Consider the following 20,202-nt stretch of genomic DNA (forward strand, 5'->3'; position numbering starts at 1 on the left):
GACCCGCGCAGGCGAATCGGCCCTAAACTGGGCAATTTTTGACAATTTAGACGGCTGTTACGGCCCCGATCAGCCCCTCGATCGCTGTCATCTCCTTGTGCGCACCCAAGTACCCGACCCCCCGGGCCAGATGGATCGTCAGCGTATGGGAGACGTTCTCGTCCGTCGGCTCCAGTCCGTCTGCCACGCAGCGCTGCTTGAGCAGGGCGAGGTAGAGGTCGCCGTGGGGTCCGGCGAAGGTCTTCCAGGACATCTCGACGTTGGAGTCGGTGACGACCTCACGAACCAGGGGGGTAGAGGCGTCCGCCAGGGAGAGCACCAGTGCCCAGCGGCACAGGACGTTCCACTGGGTGATGCCGGTGGTGTGCTTCAGACGGCTCAGGCGATCCTTACTTGCGGTGGCGAGGCGGATGTTCTCAAGCGACATTGCTGGCTCCTACGTTCCACCAGTAACCCTCGACGACGCTGGTGGTGAAGGTGGTGTCGTCGTGAACCAGGGTGTAGGTGTGGGCGACGGACTTCTCGAGGCGGCCAAGCAGGTACTCGTCGATCTCCTCATCGGTGGAGAGAAGGAGGACTTGGTCGCTGGCGTATGGGAAGTATCGGTCCACCAAGTGCTCGCGGTGGCGGCTGTCGAGCCGGCCGAGCGGCGTGTCGATGACGCTGGGCAGGCGGTTGCCGGCGACCTTCATCAAGCCCCAGAGTAGGGAGACGGCGAGTAGCTGTCGCTCGCCCGCGCTGAGACGGCCGGGATCGATCGGTTCACCGTCGGTGTCAGCCAGGGTGAGCGTGAATTTGTCGGTATCGATGCGGAGGTCGTTCACCAGGCCCTGCTTGCGCATGAGGGTCTGGAAGCTCGTGAGCATTGCTACCTCGAGGCGGCTGATGTGCCGCTTGAGGAGGGCATCGCCGAACTTTTCCAGCGTCTTCCGGGCCTTCTCCGAGTACTTGATGATCCGCTCGACCTCTTCGGCCTTCACCTTGGTGCGAACGAACTCTTCATGGGCACGCTGAAGAGAGGCGGAGACGTATTCGAGGCGGCGCTTCAACTCGTCGACGTTGTTGAGGCTGTTCTCGTGCTCCCGTTCCAGCCGTGCGACTTCCTGGAGCTGGTCTTTACGCTTCTTCTGGATGGCCTCGACCTTGCTCTTGGCCGGTACACCTGCCAGCTGACGCTCCAGCTGCACACTCTCTTCGGCGGCTTCCGCAGCCTGCTGAAGGAGCTCGGCAGCTCGTGCCTTGTCGCGACTGAGTGCCTCGTCGAGTGCCGACAGCTGGGGGAGCGTGTCTGGGGAGAGGCCGAGATCCACCTTGAGGCCAGCGGACTTGGCGCGCTTGGCGCGGTCAGCCTCCAGCTTCTCCATTACAGCGGCCTTCGCCTCGTCAGGGAGCATGTCCAGTAGCCACTGGTCACGCTCTTCGAGCACCCCCAGTACCTGGTGGGACTCGGCTGCCGTCCGCTCGCGACCAGCCTGCTTGCGCAGTTCCTTGAGGTGACTTCCCATCATCAGGAGCGGAAGCGGGCCTGCAGCCAACTGGACGAGGGAGCTGCGGATTTCGGCGAGTCGAGCGGAAACCTGCGCGTACTCGCGCTCGATCTCGACGCGACGCTCGAAGAGGTTTCCGCCCTCCTGCTTGTAGGCAGCCTCCAGCGTTTCGAGAGTGCGCCGAGCTTTGACGAGCTCGCTGTTGCGCTGCGCGGCCCGTTGTTCTGCATTCTCCAGAGCGGCGTCGGCCGCCTGCCGTTCCTGCTCCTCCGCGTGGATCTTGTCCATCAGGTGCTGCTCTTCGTCCGACAGCTTCTGCCGGCGCTGGAGCGCGAGCAGGTCCGTACGGAGCTGCTGGACGGTGCTGACACCGAGCAGCGAGTGGATGGCCGATTCGATGACCGATGCCGCGCGCTCGGGGTCGGCGAGCGATTCGATCTTCTCTCCGTCGAAAAACGACAGCGAGGCGACCTCGAGCGGGAGCAGACTCTCGATGTGATCGGCCCACTCCTGGCTGAGAACCCGGCTGTACTTCAGCTCAGGTTCGACGCGTCGCCCCGGCTTCGCCCTGGAGCCGTACTCCTCGTCGACGAACGCGTTCACGAATTCCTTAAGCGTCGTCTTGCCGCTGGTGTGCCAGCTGCGGACCACCTTGTAGTAGTGCTCCGTGCCGTCCACCGTGACCGTGAACTCCAGGATGATCTGCGCACCGCGGGTGGGGTCGGCTTGCCGGTTGATGCTCTCGCGGAGGTACGTCTCGTACGACCTGCTGCCGCGACCGCTGCAACGCGCTCGCGGCCCGTACAGTGCCAGCTGGATGGCGTCGAGGAGGGTAGTCTTGCCGCAGCCATTGAGGCCGCCGATGAGGACGATCGGCTTGTTCGTCTTGGTGGTCAGATCCAGCGACTGGGTGCCGCGGTAAGCCCCGAACTCTTCGAGAGTGATCTTACGCAGGAGCATCGATATTGGTTTCTTCGTCCAGGGTCAGGTGGGTCTGCGATTCCTCACGCCACTTGTTCTTGCGCTGCGCGAAGTCGATGGCGTCGGCGCTGTCCTCGTAGTAACCCTTCTTTACAGCGGTCTCCAGGGCTTGGAAGAGGCCAGCGCGTCGGGACATTGTTCGGTACTTGCGCTCGACGGAGAGAAGCTCGCGGACCATGTCGTAGTGCAGGTCGTCGTCCCCGCAGAGCTCCTTCAGGAGCTCCATCTCGTCTGCGCCCATGACGAGCTGCTCGTCCAGAGGTCCGCCTGGGAAGTCCTCGCCCGTGGACTCCTTGTAGATACGGGGGAGGGAGTCCTCGACCTCGTGCTTGTCGAAGACCCAGATGCGGCGGATCTCGTGCAGCTCGTCGAGGGTGATCAGCTCGATGTTCTTGACGTGCTCCGGCGCGTTGGCGCGAATCCACGTCTGGGCGTCCAGCAGGTCCTTGAGCCAGCCCTGGCGGAACTTCTGCAGGTACGGGCCGTGGATCGGGACCTCTTCGCCATCAGTCCGACGCGTGTAGACCATGACCCTGCCGTTCATGCGGCGGAAGTCTCGGGCCGGCTGGTCAGGGCGGGGGTACGGGAGCTTCCGGCCGGCGGGGAGTCCTTCCTCGCCCTCTTCGAAATAGCCAAACGGGGCGTCGAGCTTGTCGCGGAGGTCCAGGAGCGGCCTCATCCACTCCTTCTCCTCGTCGTTCTGGATCATCGCCGACATCGACTTGTCCTGCTCGACGAGTGTGCACGTCCAGCACCCGAAGCGGCTAGAGCCGCAGGAGGGAGTGGTCGAGTCGACCACGAGCGGGCACTCGCCATCGCCGGAGGCGCCCTGGTACATGGTGAGGAGATCCTGATTGTTGTAGCCCCACGGGTTGGGCTTCTGCATCAGGTATTCCCAGACGTCGTCGTTGGTCCAGTCTTCGACCGGGCTGTAGACGAGGGAGTTGGGAAGGTTTGCATTGGGGGAGAGACGATCACGGACGCGTCGCTTCTCGTGCTTCTCCATGGCACGGGCGCGCGCCTGGCTCTCGGTCTTACGGATACCGAGCACCATGATCGCCTCACCATGTGCTGCCACGACGTTCCGAATGAAGGAGTTGGAGGGCTTGATCTTGAGGCGCTCGGTGCACCAGCGGAACTTGGGGCGCGGCGCCGGGTAGCCCCGACCGATCAGGTTGACCCAGAAGGTGTCCTTGATCTCCGGCGTCAGGCGATGAGGCTCGATAGGGAGGCCCTGCTTGGCGGCGGCTTTCTCCATCGTCTCCAGGGATGTCGTCACCCACGCCGCGACGACGGGGTTCTCGACGAGGGTGTCGGTGCTGATGACGTGGACCGTCTTGGTGCGCTGCTCCGCCGGCAGAGCGGCGATAGCGTTCCATACGAGCTGAAGGACAGCGGTGGAGTCCTTGCCGCCGCTGTATCCGATGACCCAGGGCACCTGGTCGGCGGTGTAGAGCTCACGAACCTCGTCTGAGAGCTTGGCGATGACCTCTTCGAGGGGTTGCCCGTCGAATGGCTTCCGCCGCACCGGCGTGATGCCGAGTTGCAGAGGGATGGTGCTCATGCTTCGCCTCGCAGGTATGCGTCCTCTACCCGCTGCTCTTCGGCGCTAAGGCCGAGGCGCAAGTGATTGCGCAGGTAGTTGACTGTGAGAGTTACATTTTGGTGGCTTTTGGAAACACGGCCGCCGACGATGGCGCGGCCCTCCCAATCTGCATTTGACCGAGTCCAGTCGACCTTTTTCAGAGGGGAGAGTTTCCGTTTCCATTTACTAGGCGTGGTGGATTCCCGAAGTAGGGAATTTCCGATGCGGCCGAGAGCGTGCAATGCGATTCCGTGACTGTGGATGAAGTCGCGCCGCATCTCGGGTGCCGAGAGCTCTCGCTTGCGAACCATCTCCCACTCGGGAAGCGTCGTGTCGATGTGCTCCCAGTACTCCTGCGCCAGCTCGGCTGCGGCGTCTGCCTCGATCTCCAGGCCCTGCAGGAGGGACTGGGTGCCGTAGTAGAGAGCGCTCAAGGTGAACATCATCCGGGAACGGGCGGAGAGGGTGCTCTTCTCCATCTCGACGTAGCCCTTGAAGACCTTGCACTGGCCGGCCAGCGAGCGCGCGACCTGGGCTTCGCTGTCCCGGTGGTCATAGAGGACGCCGATGGACCGGGCCGGACGTACCGCGTGCCGGTTGAGGTCCGCGAACATCTGCTGCGAGCGGGCGAGCCCCGCGTCATGGAAGAAGACGATGGCGATCGTCTCGTTGCCGATGTCCGGGTTCTCCTTGAGGGCGTGCTCGATGGCTGCGCGCCGGTGCTGGCCGTCGTTGATCAGGAAGCGGGAGTCCATGGGGATGCGCAGCTGCCCGGTACGGAAGGCGTTGCCGTCGGAGCCGAGATGGTCGAACTCCACGTCGCCGTCGACGGATGCGGTCAAAGCGCTGAAGACGTAATCCCCTGGATTGTCCAGAATGTACTTCGTGAGTGCCGGGAGGCGCCCCTTGTTGAGGAGCCGCTGGGCGCGTAGTTCCGGCGAGAGCTCGTCTTCGTCGAAAATAAAGATCTTTGGGATGAGGCGCAGGGGGCACATCGAGACGTAATACTCGCGCCCTGCCTGGATGCCGCGGATCGCCGGGAACGTGTACTCGAACCCCGTTGAGGTGCGCGGAGCTACGACTCGGGGCGCTGGTGTCGCTGCTTTGATCTCCACCCGGCAACCTTAGCGTACGTCATCCGTTTAACGTACGGAGCTTGCTGAAGTTACGTCACCTTCACGTACGTAAGACACACCGGCATGTCTGGGGTTACGCCCGGCTGGCGCGAAGGACGTTCCTGCCCGGGAAGGCGTACGTTGATGTCTGCGTTGACAACTCTGAGGCGCTGCGCTGTGCGTCAGCCGAGCATGCGTGTACGTTAACGGTTTGACGTACCCGGTAACGGGATGATTGCTCTGGGATGGGTGAGCGCGGTGGTGGCGTATCTCGATGTGGCGGCGACGACCCGTGTGGAGCCGCGGGTGGCTGACGTGGTGCTCCACTGGATGACCGAGGACTTCGGCAACGCCGGCAGCCGCACCCATGAGTACGGAGCCCGGGCAAAGAAAGCGGTCCAGGAGGCAAGGACGTTCCTCGCCAGGACAGTTGGTGTGAGGACCGAAGAGGTCATCTTCACCAGTGGAGCGACGGAGTCCAACAACATCGCGCTGCTCGGCATGGCCCCGTACGGAGAGAAGCACGCCCGGAAGCACATCATCACCTCCGCTATCGAGCACAAGGCGGTCATCGAGCCCCTGCTGCATCTGCAGGAGAAGCAGGGGTTCGAGGTCGATTTCCTGAAGCCCGGTCCCTCGGGGCGGATTTCTACGGAGGCCGTGCTGGAGAAGCTGAGGCCAGACACCCTGCTCGTCTCGCTAATGCACGTGAACAATGAGACAGGCGTCATCCAGCCCGTGGCCGAGCTGGCGGAGAAGCTCCAGAAGACCCCGACTTTTCTCCACGTCGATGCCGCGCAGGGGTACGCGAAGGTTCCCGAGGACCTGAAGGCGCCCATCGATTTGACCAGCATCAGCGGTCACAAGATCGGTGCACCCAAGGGGATCGGCGCTCTGGTGACCCGGCGCCGCGGCTGGGACAAGGTGCCGCTGGAGCCGATCATGTTTGGCGGCGGGCAGGAACGAAAGCTGCGCCCCGGGACGCTTCCCGTGCCACTGGTCATGGGGCTGTACGAAGCATCCAAGGTTTTCCAGGAGAACCGGTCGCGTTGGGAACGGGACGCGAAGGAGATGCGGGAGCGGCTGCTCGCCGCGCTCGGGAAGACCCGCTTCCAGATCAACGGCGATGCCGACCACGCGGTCCCGCACATCCTCAATGTGACCTTCGACGGGCTCAATGCCGAGGCCCTGATCGTACGGATCAAGGACCAGGTGGCCGTGGCGACCGGTTCCGCATGCACCAGCGCCTCGTACACGCCGAGCCACGTGCTGACCGCAATGGGCCTCCCGGAGGAGGTGGCCACCAATGGCCTCCGCTTCTCGTGGTTTCCCGGGCAGGTCTCGGACTTCGACCCGGACGGCTTGGCGGAGACGATCGCGTACATGCAACCGGATGCCCTCTGACGGTTTGAGCTGCTCAGTCTTCGGGGCGCTGGACCAGCCGGTGTCCCCGAAGCATGCGACCGCACCTGATCAGTTCGGCCTCCCAGCCATTCTCGGTGCCGATCAGGTGCGGATTCTCGTAGAGGCCGGCGCGTAGCTCGGACTCGGTCAGACGGCGGTAACGCGGAACGTCCGGGTCGTCGGGCGCCAGGAATTCGTGCTTGCGGTGGAGCAGAGGACGGTTGGCAGAGTTCGCGTAGGACATGTGCGAGGTCTCGAAAGTCTTGAGATCTACGAGGTACGAGGACGTGATCCGCGGGTGTGGGTCCTTGTCGAATTCCGGGTAGTCGAGCCAGCTGATGGCTCGCCCCTGGTGCTTCAGCTTGGCGATGGTCCATTCCTGAGGGCGGCCGGCGGCGACGGAGGCGCAGTGCTCGTACAGGCGCAGGACTGTCGGCATCCGGTCGATCGCCCGGCGGTGCACGTACAGCGCGGTCGGGGTGATCTTGCCGACGCTGGATGCGTTCATGGCGCCCCGGATATAGGTGTCGTCCCGGAGCTTGAGGAGCAGACGGTCGGAGCGCCTGCAGGCTTCCTTGTACGAGGTGAAGAACGAACGGACGTCGAGCTGGATGCCGAGGGGGAGGCTGCTGAACGGACCTCGGCCGTTGAAGAGCTCGACGGCGAGGAACAGCAACGTGTTCAGCGTCGTGCGCTTGGCGCCCTCGGAGACCCTCCCGGCGTCTGCGGAGTCGCGTATGAGGCGCCTAAGTTCGCCGGGTTTCAGGTGGGCGAGCTGTTCGGCCATCGGCCGGGGCATCTCGTCGACACGGGGCGGGCGGCCACGCCGTTCGACGTAGTCGACCAGCGAGGCGATAGCGGAAGTGGTATCGGCTGAAGCGAGCCACTCGGCGTCGGGGACGATGCGGTGCGCGAGGTAGCCCAGTCGGGCTGAGTCGTCCTTGAAGGCGTACACGATGCCGGGGGCCGCCGATATGCAGCGTGTTTCTGTGACCTCCTCGACGTAGATCCGGAGCTCGTCCGGGCTGAAGAGGTGCTGGAACGTCTGCCGGCTGGTGAGGAGGCCGTCGCCGTACTCCTGGCCGCGGACTTTGGACCGCTCCCAGGTGAGGCGAGCCGAGACGATGAGTACGGAGGTGGTCAGCCTCCATGCCTCCTTGAGCGTCTGCCGGCGCTCGACGGGGTCCTCGATGATGTTCAGGACGTAGGTGAGGAGGACGACGTCGGAGGGGGCCACCGGCGCGCTCGAGTTGTAGTAGGGGTCCCAACCGGTGATCTTGCAATCGAGGCGCTGGAGGGAGGCGACGTCGCCGCCTCGGCCGCAGCCGTAGTCGAGGATCGTGCGGTCCGTGTTGAGCTGGCGATCGGCCAGAGCCTGGCGCGCCGGCACGGAGAGGCTGGAGCGACCGATCGCGGTGCGGCGGCGGTCGCTGTTCCATGACTGCTGCATGTCGGCCTCGTCAGTCTGGGAAGGGGGCGGGTCGCAGCATAGGCAGGGTGGCGGTACGGGCGAAGAGGTTTCCGGAAGCTGAGGTTTCCAGCGCGTCCCTCAGTGCAATCGGTGAACTTGCCTGGCTGGCAGGCAAGGCGGTGGGTATCGGAACCGTCATTGCCACGATGACACTCGCGCTCATCCAGGACCAGTCGCCGCCCGAGCAGCTGGGCGTGACTACCTCGGCAGCGACGACGCTGCGCACCCGCGGCTCGGCGGCTGGCGCGAACGGCATCGCTGTTCTCACCGCGTCCCTCGACACGACCCAGCACCAGGGGCAGCAGAACCGGGCGTTGCTCAGTTGCTGGGTGCGGACGTAGGTCTGAAGCGTGAGCGCTGCGTGAGCGGACTGGGCGGCACCACAGCGGACCTGGAGTCATGCTGATCAAGGCTGCAGGTCTCTGATCAGCGAGAACAGGATTCGGTGGCACCGTCCGGCACCACTGATCACGATCTTGCATGCCCTTGTAATGCGTAGGTCTCGGGTTCGAATCCCGAAGGCGGCTCAGCCAAAGCCCAGCTCAGAACCGACTCTGAGCTGGGCTTTTTGGTTTGGCGCCACGTCTCAGATGCGCGCCGTCGGGAGGTAGCAGGCGGGGGCCTTCAGGGTGTCGTCGATCGCCGACGCGAGGCGGTTCATCCGGGCGTCGGCCGCCGGCACCCTCGTCTGGTCGAGGGTGATGCCGACCAGGTGGCCGCCGGGACCGAAGGAGCGAAGGTGGACCGTGCCCTGCTCCACGTCGAAGAGGCTGCGCACGAGGTGCGTGGGGCCCAGGGAGGACGTGGGGTCGGCGAGCCGGGCCGAGGTGCGCAGCAGGCGTAACGAGAGGCGGGCGTAGGAGCGGCGGCGGGTCTCGTGGGTGGTGGCTCTGAAGTAGGGGTTCAGCCGCGGGTGTTCCAGGACGTCCACCGAGCCGGTCATCTGGGGGCCGGACAGCCAGGCGACGTAGGGGAGGTCCGCCGGGTCGAGGAAGGTGCGGCAGAGGGCCAGGACCTGCTCACCGGTGCCGGCGCCCGGGCCGGAGCCGCTGAACGGACCGGAGCCGCTCGACGGACCGGAGCCCCCGGTCGGGGCGAAGCCGCCGGAAAGGCCCGCGCCGGCGAAGCCGGCCGTGCTGCCGGTGGCCGCGGATCTCGTGCGGATGTAGCACGGGTCCGCGCTGTCCGGCCACAGGGGGGTGATGGCGGCGGGGCCGCTCCGGTGGGCGACCGGGAGGTGGGAGGCGGCCCGGTAGGCGTCCACGAGCCGGTCCATGTGCTGTGCGGCGGCCTCCGGGTCCTGTGGGCCCACACTGGCGCCGAGCAGGTACTCGCGGCCGGGGCGCACCTCGTAGTAGAAGAGGCTGCCCATCGGGGACCGCAGGACGGTGCGGACCAGCCGTCCGCCGTCCGCCACGGCGAGGTCGTGGTCGACGCGGGAGAGCGTGTAACTCAGCTGGCTGCCCACGGCGCGGTAGAGCTCCCGCAGCCCGGGGACGGGCGGACGGCCGGGGGCGAGGTCCAGGACGTCGGCCGAGAAGTCGAACATCCCGTGGTCGTAGTGGGCGACGAAGTGCAGGCCCGCCGGGAGCACGGCACTCGCGCAGAGTTCCAGGAACGCGTCGGCTGCCGGGCCGAGACGGTCCGTGCGTATGACTACGGGGTCCGGTACCGCCCCGCTCGTCGGTCGGCCGTCCTTCACAGGCGCCTCCATCACGGGCTCCCCCTCCTGCCCCCGTCGGTTCCGCGGCCCCCCCGAGGGGCGGCCGCGCGACCAGGATGGCTCAACTGGGTTGCGCTGTAAGGGCTAATGGCGGAATTGGCCAATAAGAATGGCGTCGGCCACACCGCCGGGGACGGTGGGACCGGAGGTGCGGACGCCGCCGGACCGGAGGGGGCCGGCGGCGGACCGGCAGCGGATCAGAAGGGCAGGACGGCCACCTCGGCCGTCCCCCGGACGAAGTCGGCGTCGTCCGCCCCGGCCGCCACCGCACGGCTGTGCCGCAGGTGGCGGTCGGCCGTGAGCGCCAGGGGATGCCCGTCGCCGTGCCGGTGGCCGACGGCCTCGAGGACCGTTTCCTCCAGCGCGACGGCCTCGTCCGGCCGTCCTTCGCGCACCAGCACGGTCGCGAGGTTCAGGTCCGCGGCGAGCACCACGGGGTGGTGTGCGCCCAGCAGCGCGCGCAGCTTGCGCACGGCGGTCCGCCCCTCTTCGAGCGCCCTCCCGGGGTTCCGGGTGTCGCTGAGGAAGCGGGCCCGCATCGCGGCGCAGGCGAGGGCGGCCTGGTGCTCCGTGCCGCAGATCGCGGTGAAGCCCTTGAGCGCCTCGTCGGCGTGGCGGACGGCGTCGTCGCTCTCGCCCATCGCGTGCAGGTCCGTCGCGAGGCCGAGCGTGGTGATCAGGGTCGCGGGGTGGTGGCTGTCCAGCAGCGCGCGCAGCCCGTTCTGCGCCTCCACGTCCAGTGTGTGCGCCGCGCGGTAGAGCCCCATGGCCTGCCGGCTCCGCCCCGCGGCGGACTCGACGTGGCCCTGGTGGCGCAGGGTGGTCGCCAGTTCCCGGGCGGCCACGTGCCGCTGCTGGCCGCCGACGCGCTTGAGCGTCGTGCTCCGCTCCATGGCCTCGCGCATCCGCCGCTCGGACTGCTCCAGTTCCCCGAGCTCGCGGTGGGCCATGCCCGTCGCTATGGCGAACCACCAGGTCAGTACGTGCTCCTCGCCGAGTATCCGGCACTGGGCGTTGAAGGTCTGGGTGGCCAGCTCCAGGGCCTCTGCGTACTGGCCGAGCGTGTACAGGGCCTGCGCCATGTTGTTCGCGGCGAGGAGGGTGTCGGGGTGGTCCTCGCCGAAGACGAGCCGGTGGCCCTCCAGGGTGGCGTTGTCGGACTCGTACCCCTCGGTGAAGCGGTTCATGGCGCGCAGGTCGGCACCGAGGCCGCGGGCGGTCATGAGGGTGAACGGGTGGTCGGCGCCGAGACGTTCGCGCTGGCGGCGCAGGGTGTCCGAGGTGAGGGAGTACGCGTCGGTGAAGTGGGCCTGCAGACGGTAGACGTTGGCCAGCTGCGCCGTCAGCCGGAGCAGCAGGAGGTCGTCGTCACCGTGCCGGGCGCGCCAGCGTTCGCGGATCTCGTCGCCCATCGTCCGGGCCGCGGTCCACTGGTTGGTCCGCCACATGTGGCGGAGCTGGTTGACCAGCCAGCGGCGCACCTGGGGGGCTTCGCTGTCCTGGGCGCCGGACGGCACGATGTGTCGCTGGAGTTCGCGGTAGACGTCTTCCTGGCCCGGGTCGTCGGCCTTGGCGTCCACCGGGGAGTATGCGGCGAGCGCGGCGAGCGCGACGGACCGCAGCCGCTTGCGCTCCTCGTCGTCCATGCGGGAGAGCAGGAAGCGCTGGAGGGCGGGCCGCAGGACGAGCCGGCCGGACTGCGGCTCGTAGCGGGCGAGCTGGAGCCGGCTGATCCGGGGCTGGAGCGTCCGCAGCAGCGCGGTGTCCCCGAGCGCGCTGTCGACGGAGGCGAGTTCGTCGAGGACGGGGGGCATCGTGAAGACGTCCGTGGCGATGCCGTCGGGTGACAGGAAGGCGCACAGTTTGAGGAGGCGCACCGCGCCGGGCTTCTGTCCTTCGAGGTCGTCCAGGGCGAGGCTCCAGGCGGCTGCCTCGGCCGCCCCGTAGCCCTCGGTGGAGGGGAGTGCGGCCTGCCGCCGGCTGTACTCCTGGAGGCTTTCCAGGTACACGGCGACGTGCTGGGAGTAGGGCGGCTCGTTGCGGGCCAGCCAGCCCCCGGCCATCTCCGCCGCGTGCGGCGTCCGCCCGGTCTCGAACATGATGCGGTCGGCGTCCTCGTCGGAGAGGCTGCCGGCCCGGCGGCGCAGCAGGGCGTGGAACTCGTCCCGGCCGAGCTCCGGCACCTCGATCCACTGGGCGTGCTCGTCCCACCCCTCGTCGTTCGAGGTGATGATGACGTGGCCGGTGTTGTCGGGCGGCAGGAGCCCGGAGAGGGAGGCGGGGTCGGCGGCGTTGTCGTAGACGAGCAGCCAGCGGCCGTGGGCGCTGCCGTCCTCGCCGAGCCCGCCCAGCACGCTGCGGGCGGCCTGCGGTGACCGTGCCGCGTTGGGGAGTTCGAGGCGCTCGGCGAGCAGGCCGAGGGCGGACCTGGTCTCGGTGGGGTCGTGGGCGGGCAGCCACCAGACGACGTCGTAGTCGGCGGCGAACCGGTGGACGTACTCCAGCGCGATCTGGCTCTTGCCCATCCCGGGAGCCCTGCTGCCCAGGACCACGGAGGGGGCGGCGGCGCCCGGCCGCAGGTGGGAGCGGAGACCGTCGAGGACGGTGTCGCGCCCGACGAACTTGGGGTACTGCGCCGGCATCTTCGCCACCTTCGGGCGCAGGCCCGGGAAGCGGGGGCCGATCGAGCGGTCGCCGGAGCCGGGTGCGGCCGGGTGGGCCGGGAGCCGCAGGTGGTGCAGGAGCAGCCGGCGTGCCTCGTCCTCGCTCTGGTGGTGCAGTTCGGGCGCCTGGAGCAGGTCGAGGACGGGCAGCGCGCCGTCACCGACGCGTACCACGACGATCTCCGGGGCGCCGGAGCACGGCGTGGAGCGGAGGGCGTCGAGGTGGTCGAGGCGGCCGCGCTCGGCGGTGTCGTGCGCGAGGTGGGACGAGGAGAGCACCAGCACCTTGCGGCAGTCGGACGGTACGTTCTCCGGGTCCCCGACGAGCCGCCCGCCGAGGTTGACCCCGGCCCTGGCCACCTCGGCGCGGATCCAGTCGGCCCACATCCGGTCGCGGGGGGAGTGGAGGAGCACCCAGGCGCCGTCCCGGACGGCGACGCGTTCCGCGCGGGCGCGGTAGAGGTCGCGCTCGCCCTCCTCGAGGGGCACCGTCTTGGTCACCGCGCCACGGGTGATCTCACCGGTGAGCCGTTCGTACGCGGCCAGCAGCGGCTCGCCCGGCTCGTCGATCAGTACGGCGAGGAGTTCCTCGTGCGCGTAGAAGGGGATGTGCGGGATCTCGGCGGCGCTCCAGTAGCGCTGCTCCTCGGCGCTGTCGCAGGACAGGCCGAGGATGTCGCCGAACGCGGCGCGGCAGGCGACGAGGCTCTGCCGGCGTCTGTCCTTGTCGTCCTGGGGCACCTGCATCGGGACGGGGAGGATGCGCAGCCCGGGTTCTGCCTGGCGGGCGGCCTCGGCCAGCTCGGCCGCGCCGTCGATGGCCCGGGCGCCCATGCTGAATCCGAGGACCAGGGTGTCGGCGAGGTGGAGGGTGCACACGTTGCCGCTGAGGGAGTGGCCGCTGCCGCTGTCCACCAGCACGTAGTGGTAATCGCTGCCGTGCAGCACGTCGCGGAGCGCTCCGAGCAGCGCGCTTCCGCGCATGCCGTCGTAGAAGTCCGTGCGCCCGAAGGCGGCGTACGCGGTGGGGTAGTCCAGGTCCTGGCGGCCGGCTCCGAGGAAGTCGAGCAGTCCGCCGTCCTCGGTGGGCATCCGTACCGGCACCGCCGCCTCGACGAGCCGTTCGGCGTACTCCCGTGCGAGGTGGCCGTGTTGGACCTCGGCGGGGCGGTCGTGCCGCTCGTCGCCCAGGTAGGCGGTGAGGATGTCGAGGAGGCCTTCGCTGTCCCGGAGGTAGGGATCGTCCAGATACGGACTCAGGTATCCGTGGACTCCGGGGGAGGCCATGTCCCAGTCGGCGATCAGAACGCGTTTGCCCGCCCTGGCGAGCACGGTGGCCACGTTGACCAGTGCCATCGTCCGGCCCACCCCGCCCTTGAACGCGTGGAAGCCGATGATCCGGGCTGGGTGGTCCCCGGCGTCCGAAGCGTCCTCCGGGGCCGTCGCAGAGGTGGAACGGAGTTGCGTGGTGCTCATCCCAGCTCCTGGTCTCCGGCGCGGAGACCGCGCGGAATCGGGCGTCTTGGGGGTCCGCGGCCGGCAGAGGGGGTCGCACCGGTCGTGGAGGCAGGGGCAAGTGCCCTCACACGAATGACTGTATGTCGTTTCTCCGGGAAGTCCGCGCTTACGCCTCCCACTTCTATCAGCATCGCCCGCCGCCTTCGCTCCTGCCGGAGGATGAGATGACCGCGCCCGTGGACTGCGACGCCAGAAGGGGTGCGGCCGGTTCGGTGACACCCGTGGGGCCGGTGTGGCCGGCCGGTTCGGTGAGCACGTCCGGTGCGGCCAGGGCGCGCAGGTCACGGCGCAGGCGGCTGCTGATGTGCTCGATGAGGAACCGCAGGTCTCCGCAGTAGACGGACGGGTTGGCGAAGCCGCTCCCTTCGCGGTAGCGGTGGGCGCGCAGACCGCCGCCACAGACGCTGAGCACCGGGCAGGTGAGGCAGAGCTCGCTCAGCCCGGCGGACGGCGAAGTCTCCTCCCGGTACCGGGAGTCGGCGGCCGCGTCCTCGAACGTGTGGCGGACGACGTTCAGGCCGGTCCTGGCCGCACGGGCGTCGACGGACTTGAGCGCGTCGTTGAGCTCGATGCCCCCGTCGGTCTCCACGACGACCACGTCGGCGCCCGAGGGCCCGACGCTCTCGCTCTCGCTGGGGCCGCCGAGGCAGCGCGACAGGACCGAGTCCAGGATGCGCACCCCGGTCTCCCGCAACGGGGCTCCGTACCAACGGTCGAAGACGGCGGCCAGCCAACGGCCGTACGGGGCCTCCGGATCGTTCGCCCGCGGCGGCCGGTGGTTCCAGTTGCCGTGGGGGAGCAGGAAGTCGACGGTGGGCGGCCGGTGCCGGAGGAGCGCCTCGTACGTGGTCACCGGGTCCTCGTCCAGGTCGATCGTACAGAGCAGACCGCCGTAGACGCTGCGGTGGCGAGGGGCGCGCAGCCGCCTGAGCGCGGCGGCCGTGGCGGCGTAACTCCCTTCGCCCCGCTCGTTGGTGCGGTGCCTGTCGTGGGCGCGGGCGGTGCCGTCCAGGCTGAGGCCGACCAGCACGCGGTGGCGCAGCAGCAGGTCGAGCATCGGGGTGTCCAGGAGCGTGCCGTTGGTCTGGACGACCACGTCCAGAGCGGTCCCCGCGCCCCGGCACCGGTCGCGCAGGGCGGTGAGGAAGGAGTCGATCCGCTCACGGCCCGCGAGGAGCGGTTCACCGCCGTGCAGCACCACTCTCACCCGGGGCAGTCCGTGCAGTTCGGCATGCCGGCCGATCCGGTCGACCACCGCGGCCAGGATCCGGTCCGGCATCGCGCGCGGGCGGGAGGCCCAACTGCGGCCCGCGGCACGGTGCATGTAGCAGTAGTCGCAGGCGAGATTGCAGCGGCCATGGATCTTCACGACGAACTGGCTGATGGCGTACGACCTCATGGGCCCCCTCATCCGCGGCGCCGGGTGCCGGGGCCGGACGGTGCTCGCCCGCGGGGTTCAGACGGCGCTGGTCCACAGCGGAGGGACATGGACGGAGTCGGCCTCTTCCTGGGCCAGCCGTCGGCGGAGTGCCGTGACGAGGACGCTCCCCGGCATGGTGGTGAGCATTCCGCTGGTCGCGCCGATCTGCTGAACCAGAGAATCGAGGTCACTGGCTGCTCGTTCCGTGTTGTGTGCGACCTGGACCACACCGGCCTCCCCTGAACACACCTGCGCCTCTCGAAACGACGAGTGGCCGGTTCCGTGCTCCGTCTGACTGAAAAGCAATGCGGCTCTATGAATGCCCTTTGATCACCTGTTAGGCTGGACCTCTGCTGAACCGGGCTTTATTGTATGCTAACGCGATTGACCTGCGTTCTGGTATCTGAAAAGTCAATGAGCCACTTAATCCGGCGGTAGGTCTCATTGTCGCTGTTTCTCGAACTTTTTTGAGCCGGACCGCTGGGGGCGTTGTGTGAAGCCATACTTCTTCACGAGCTGCGCCCGCGGCGACGGCCGCGCGTGGGCGATGCGGTTGCACGCCGACCTGGAGCATCAACTTCGCATCAGGGAAGGGTCGTCGGCGTACGGGGGGCTGGGGGCGGGGCTGGCCGCGGCAGGGGCGGACGAGGGTACCCCCGCCGAACTCGCGGCCTCGGTCGGTTGCATGGTTGCACTGGTGTCCGATTCTTATCTCGCCGACCCGGACGGCCTCAGGGAATGGCGGCACTTCCACGAGCGCATTGCCCTGCACCGCACCACCACCTCGCGGGACGCTTCGGAATGTCTTATTTCCGTGCGCTGGAAAGTGACGTCGCGCACCGCATTCACCGGCGATCCGCATCAAGAAGTACCGCCGCCCCGGCTGGACACCGAAGAGCATCCGGTACCGGCCGACCGGGGGCTCTACGACCTGGCGCGCGAGCGGGACGAGACGGAGTACTACTCCGCGGTGCGCCGCATCGCCCGCCGCATCATCGACGCGCAACAGCTCGGGCTGCGCCCGCTCGCCCCCGCACCCGGCCGGGCCCGCCCCGCCCGCAGGCCCGTCCAGGCCGGGGCGCCGGCCCAGCCGCTGCGGGACACGACGCCGCTGAGCGCCAGACGCCTCGACGTACCCGTGGCGGCGGGCCCCCTCGGCGATCCCGACTCGGTCGCGGTGAGCTACGTCGGCGCGGACCAGCAGTGGGCCGACTGGATCACCTGGATCCTCAAACGACGGAAAGTGACCGTCCGGCAGGTCCGCTGGGAGGCGTCGTCCGGGGAACCGGTCCACGACGCCGTGCGGCGCGCGAGAGCCGCTGGCGAGTTCGTCGTCGTACTGCTGTCGCGCGGCTATTTCGGGCCCTACGCCTCCGCGCCGGAGGACTGGGACCGTACCCTCGCCGATCCCGCCGCCGACGACGAGGACCGGCTGATCCTCGCCCGGGTGGACGGAGAACTGCCACCGCCGTCGCTGCGGACCGCCGAGTTCGTCGACCTCCGGGGCGGCGGCGCGGAGGAGGCCGACGCCCTGTACGCCAAGATCCGTCGCCTCGCGGGCCGGGTCGCCCGACGGTGGAGAGAGGCCGAGTGACCCTGGCCGCCGCGCCCCGGGACCAGCCGCGCTCACCGGCCCAGCTCCCGCCCGTCTGGAACGTGCCCTCACGCCTGCACAACTTCGCGGGGCGCGACGGCGAGATCGACCTCATATGCCAGTACCTGGAGCAGGACGGCGCCGCTCTCCTCCACGAGGCCGAGAGCTTCACCAAGGCGGGCAGGACCGAGACGGCCGTCGAGTTCTGCCACCGCTACTCCCTGCGCTACGAGGTGGTGTGGTGGCTCCCGTGCAAGGCCGGCGACCCCCAGGCCGTCCTGGAGCAGCAGCGCGAGATGCTCCACCGCGAACTGCGTGCGGCGAACATGACCGTCCCGGAGGCGCAGGAGGGCGAGGAGGGGCTGCTGCGGCCGGACGACGGCTGGCTGCTGGTGTTCGACGACGTCGCCGACCCGGAGGCCGTGCGCGAGCACGTACGGACCGGCGCCGGGCACATCCTCATCACCTCACCGTCGGCCCGCACCGCCGGCTGGCCGAAGGACTCCGTGGCCCTCGGCCCGCTGGACCGCGCCAGCGCCGCCGCCCTGGTCCGCTCGCTCGCGACCGCCGTCGACCCGCCCACCTCGGAGCTGATCGCCGAGCGGCTGGGCGACCATCCCGCCCTCATCACCGAGGTGAGCTGGATGCTGGTGCGTGAGGATGTGAAACCGAAGGCTGTTCCGAGGCTGCTGGATCTGGGCAGGCTGGGGCTCGGGGAACCGGCCACGGGGAGGGAGCGGACACCGGCCCCTGCCCTTCAGGGCATTCCCCGGCCACGTGCGGAGACCACCGGCGACCTCCGGCGGAGGACCACCCTGGTCGATGCCCTGGAACAACTCGACTTCCTCAACGAGAACGCGACCTGGTGGGCCTGGCAGAGCGCCATCGAGGGGAAATGCGGCAAGCTCAGGCTGCCGCAGTCGGACCTACTCCGCACCAGACTGGCCGGGCTCGTCGACCGGGCGTTCTTGTCCCCCGGCCTGACGATGCTGGAGACGATCGCCGACGCCCTGCGGCTCGTGGGCGGCGACGATCCCGGCGTCCGGGAATTCCGGCGCCTGGTCGACGCGGAACGGGAGGGATACGAGACGCCACCGGAACGCGCACCGGAAACCGGGCCGGGCGTTCCATGACCGACGCCGGCCGTGCCCGGCCGGCGGTAAGAGCGGAGGCACCTGTGACAGCAGCGGAGAACCGACTTCCTTACCCCTTCTTCACCAGTTATCCGCGCAGGGAAGCCGACTTGGACTACGTCCGGGACTTCCACGCCGATCTGGAGACCGAACTCCAGCTGAAGCTCGGCCGGCGGGTGTCCACCGTCGGGTTCCTCGACCAGCGGGCGCTGCGTCTCGGCGACGACTGGGAACCGCTGATCGAGGAGGCGGTGTGCACGGCGTCGGTACTGGTGCCGCTGGTGAGCGACGACTACTTCGCCAGTACGTGGTGCGGCAGGGAGTGGGCGGTGTTCGAGGAACGGGCCGGCCTCGCCGCGGCCACCGGTGTCCGGCGGCCCCCCTGCATCCTCCCCCTCGTCTGGACCCGGCTGCGGGAACCGTGGCCGGAGGCGGTCGACGCGATCCAGAAGGGCTCTCCCGACCTGGGCAAGGAGTACGCCGACAGCTGTGTCGTCGACCTGATGCGGTTCGAGCCGGACGCCTACCGCCGCTTCGTCAGCCGCGTCGCGGACCGGATCGCCGACCTGGTGGCCGTCGCGCCGCCACCGCTGCCCGTCGACCGCGTGCCGGGGCTCGCCCCGCCCGCGGGATGGCGTGCACCGGCACCCGCTGCCGCGCCCGGCCCGGCAGCTCCCGCCGCGTCCGCTCCGAGGCCGACCGCACCGTCTCACCTCGCGCCCGCTCCGGGGGCCTCCGCCACGGCGCCGACCGTTGCCGACCCCACCCCGGCGACCCCGGCGACCCCGGCCGGCAGTCAGGCCGGGGGCCGGACCGACGCCCACGCGTGGTCACAGTCGGTCGTGGACGAACTGGAGACCGTCGAGGTCTTCGACGACCAGGCGGGCTTCCAGCTCTGGCTCCAGCTCACGGGGGAACGCCTCGGGCGCCGGGTCCGGCTCCCGCAGAGCCCGCACTTCCGGTCCCGTCTGGTGGCGCTGGCGCGGCTCGCGGCCGGTGACCGGGAGTTGAGCGCGTCCCTCGCCGACACGCTGGAACTCATCGCCCCCGACGAGCCGTCGGCGGTCAGGGCCAGGGACCTCCTCAGAGAGCCCTGACCTCGCCACCGGCACCGCCGGCCAGGGCGTCGACCTCGGCGGCGGTCGGGAAGGAACCCTGGGCGCCGCCGCGGGTGACGGCGGCGGCGCCGACGCGAGCGGCGTAGGCCGCGGCCGTCGTGAGGTCGTCGCCCCGGCCGAGGCGGCAGGCCAGGGCGGCGGTGAAGGCGTCACCCGCGCCCGTGGTGTCCACGGCCGTCACCCGCGGGCTCGTGACCCGGGTGACGGAGCCGGCAGCGGCGACGAGGGCGCCCGACGCGCCGAGTGTGACCACCACGGACTTCGGGCCCCGGGAGAGCAGACCGCGTGCCCAGTCCTCCGGGGTGTCCCCCGCCGCGTCGCCGAGGAGGTACCGCGCCTCGTGTTCGTTGACGATCAGTGGGTCGCAGGCGGCGAGGACTTCCCCGGGCAGCGGCGCCGGCGGGGACGGATTCAGGATGAAGCGGCTGTCCGGGGCCAGGGCCCGTACCGTCTCCAGCACCGTCTCCCGGGGAATCTCCAGCTGGGCCGAGACCACCCGGGCCGCGTGGACGAGCGTCCCGGCGGCCCGGACGTCCTCGGGCGTCAGACGGCCGTTCGCGCCGGGTGAGACCACGATGCTGTTGTCGCCCGACGGGTCGACAGTGATCAGCGCGACCCCCGTCGGGGCGCCGCCGACCAGGACGCCGACCGTGTCCACACCGGCCTCGCGCTGGGAGTCCAGCAGCATCCGGCCGTGCTCGTCGTGCCCCACCCGGGCCAGCAGGGCGGTGCGGGCGCCGAGCCGGGCGGCGGCGACGGCCTGGTTCGCGCCCTTGCCTCCCGGGTGAACGCTCAGGTCCGAGCCGAGCACGGTCTCGCCCGGCCCCGGCCGTCGGTCCACGGCGACCACCAGGTCGGCGTTGGCCGAGCCGACCACCAGCACGTCGTAGTCGTACATCTCCGTCATCCCTGTCCTCGTCACCGGGCGACGACCTCGGCCGGCGCCTTCGCCGAGGCCGGAGAAGGCCGTTCCCATCCTGGCCGCCGCCC

General features: G+C 69.0%; 15 protein-coding genes. 5 read left to right on the plus strand and 10 right to left on the minus strand.

Features of this window, described 5'->3' with window-relative positions:
* Positions 1 to 46 precede the first annotated feature (46 nt).
* Genes dndE through dndB form a run of 4 tightly spaced genes read right to left on the minus strand, consistent with a single transcriptional unit; the run spans position 47 to position 5,168 of the window.
* On the minus strand, positions 47 to 427 hold the full coding sequence (gene dndE / locus ACY34K_RS30045) for a DNA sulfur modification protein DndE (protein WP_462752704.1): 381 nt from the start codon (positions 425 to 427) through the stop codon (positions 47 to 49).
* Positions 417 to 2,447 (minus strand): DNA sulfur modification protein DndD, encoded by a 2,031-nt coding sequence (dndD, locus tag ACY34K_RS30050; RefSeq protein ID WP_462752706.1) that lies wholly within the window; start codon positions 2,445 to 2,447, stop codon positions 417 to 419. The genes dndE and dndD overlap by 11 nt, the downstream gene beginning before the upstream one ends.
* The gene (gene dndC, locus ACY34K_RS30055; RefSeq protein ID WP_462752708.1) at positions 2,434 to 4,032 is read right to left on the minus strand and encodes a DNA phosphorothioation system sulfurtransferase DndC; all 1,599 of its coding nucleotides are present in this window, start codon (positions 4,030 to 4,032) and stop codon (positions 2,434 to 2,436) included. The genes dndD and dndC overlap by 14 nt, the downstream gene beginning before the upstream one ends.
* Entirely contained in the window at positions 4,029 to 5,168 is a 1,140-nt protein-coding gene (dndB, locus tag ACY34K_RS30060) for a DNA sulfur modification protein DndB (protein ID WP_462752709.1), read from the minus strand. Before dndB ends, dndC begins: the two co-directional genes overlap by 4 nt.
* A 249-nt stretch (positions 5,169 to 5,417) precedes the next feature.
* Here dndB and dndA point away from each other — a divergent pair, with 249 nt between their 5' ends.
* Complete coding sequence (gene dndA, locus ACY34K_RS30065; protein WP_462752711.1) at positions 5,418 to 6,572, plus strand: cysteine desulfurase DndA; 1,155 nt, start codon at positions 5,418 to 5,420, stop codon at positions 6,570 to 6,572.
* A 13-nt stretch (positions 6,573 to 6,585) separates the two neighbouring features.
* Here dndA and ACY34K_RS30070 read toward each other — a convergent pair whose 3' ends face one another.
* Positions 6,586 to 8,022: a DNA phosphorothioation-associated putative methyltransferase gene (locus tag ACY34K_RS30070; RefSeq protein WP_462752713.1), complete on the minus strand. Its 1,437-nt coding sequence runs from the start codon at positions 8,020 to 8,022 to the stop codon at positions 6,586 to 6,588.
* A gap of 47 nt (positions 8,023 to 8,069) precedes the next feature.
* On the opposite strand from ACY34K_RS30070, the gene ACY34K_RS30075 reads away from it, so the two are divergent.
* Complete coding sequence (locus ACY34K_RS30075; protein ID WP_462752715.1) at positions 8,070 to 8,384, plus strand: hypothetical protein; 315 nt, start codon at positions 8,070 to 8,072, stop codon at positions 8,382 to 8,384.
* Between the two features lie 245 nt (positions 8,385 to 8,629).
* Here ACY34K_RS30075 and ACY34K_RS30080 read toward each other — a convergent pair whose 3' ends face one another.
* The 4 genes from ACY34K_RS30080 to ACY34K_RS30095 form a co-directional block, all read right to left on the minus strand.
* The gene (locus ACY34K_RS30080; protein WP_462752716.1) at positions 8,630 to 9,757 is read right to left on the minus strand and encodes a hypothetical protein; all 1,128 of its coding nucleotides are present in this window, start codon (positions 9,755 to 9,757) and stop codon (positions 8,630 to 8,632) included.
* A 206-nt stretch (positions 9,758 to 9,963) separates the two neighbouring features.
* On the minus strand, positions 9,964 to 13,905 hold the full coding sequence (gene fxsT, locus ACY34K_RS30085; RefSeq protein ID WP_462752718.1) for an FxSxx-COOH system tetratricopeptide repeat protein: 3,942 nt from the start codon (positions 13,903 to 13,905) through the stop codon (positions 9,964 to 9,966).
* A 166-nt stretch (positions 13,906 to 14,071) separates the two neighbouring features.
* Positions 14,072 to 15,346 carry an FxsB family cyclophane-forming radical SAM/SPASM peptide maturase gene (locus ACY34K_RS30090; protein ID WP_462752720.1) on the minus strand — a complete coding sequence of 425 codons (1,275 nt, stop codon included), beginning with the start codon at positions 15,344 to 15,346 and terminating at the stop codon, positions 14,072 to 14,074.
* A 57-nt stretch (positions 15,347 to 15,403) separates the two neighbouring features.
* Positions 15,404 to 15,595, minus strand: a complete 192-nt coding sequence (locus ACY34K_RS30095) for a hypothetical protein (RefSeq protein ID WP_462752722.1) — start codon at positions 15,593 to 15,595, stop codon at positions 15,404 to 15,406.
* 469 nt (positions 15,596 to 16,064) lie between these two features.
* On the opposite strand from ACY34K_RS30095, the gene ACY34K_RS30100 reads away from it, so the two are divergent.
* From ACY34K_RS30100 to ACY34K_RS30110, 3 genes are all read left to right on the plus strand, one after another.
* Entirely contained in the window at positions 16,065 to 16,961 is an 897-nt protein-coding gene (locus ACY34K_RS30100; protein ID WP_462752724.1) for a toll/interleukin-1 receptor domain-containing protein, read from the plus strand.
* On the plus strand, positions 16,958 to 18,094 hold the full coding sequence (locus ACY34K_RS30105) for a hypothetical protein (RefSeq protein ID WP_462752726.1): 1,137 nt from the start codon (positions 16,958 to 16,960) through the stop codon (positions 18,092 to 18,094). The genes ACY34K_RS30100 and ACY34K_RS30105 overlap by 4 nt, the downstream gene beginning before the upstream one ends.
* Before the next feature lie 110 nt (positions 18,095 to 18,204).
* A complete protein-coding gene (locus tag ACY34K_RS30110; RefSeq protein WP_462752728.1) occupies positions 18,205 to 19,191 on the plus strand; it encodes a TIR domain-containing protein in 987 nt (328 codons plus the stop codon).
* Here the strand turns inward: ACY34K_RS30110 and ACY34K_RS30115 are convergent.
* Positions 19,178 to 20,110 carry a ribokinase gene (locus ACY34K_RS30115; RefSeq protein ID WP_462752732.1) on the minus strand — a complete coding sequence of 311 codons (933 nt, stop codon included), beginning with the start codon at positions 20,108 to 20,110 and terminating at the stop codon, positions 19,178 to 19,180. The genes ACY34K_RS30110 and ACY34K_RS30115 overlap by 14 nt on opposite strands.
* Positions 20,111 to 20,202 lie beyond the last annotated feature (92 nt).

The organism is Streptomyces sp. STAM6 (assembly GCF_054963715.1).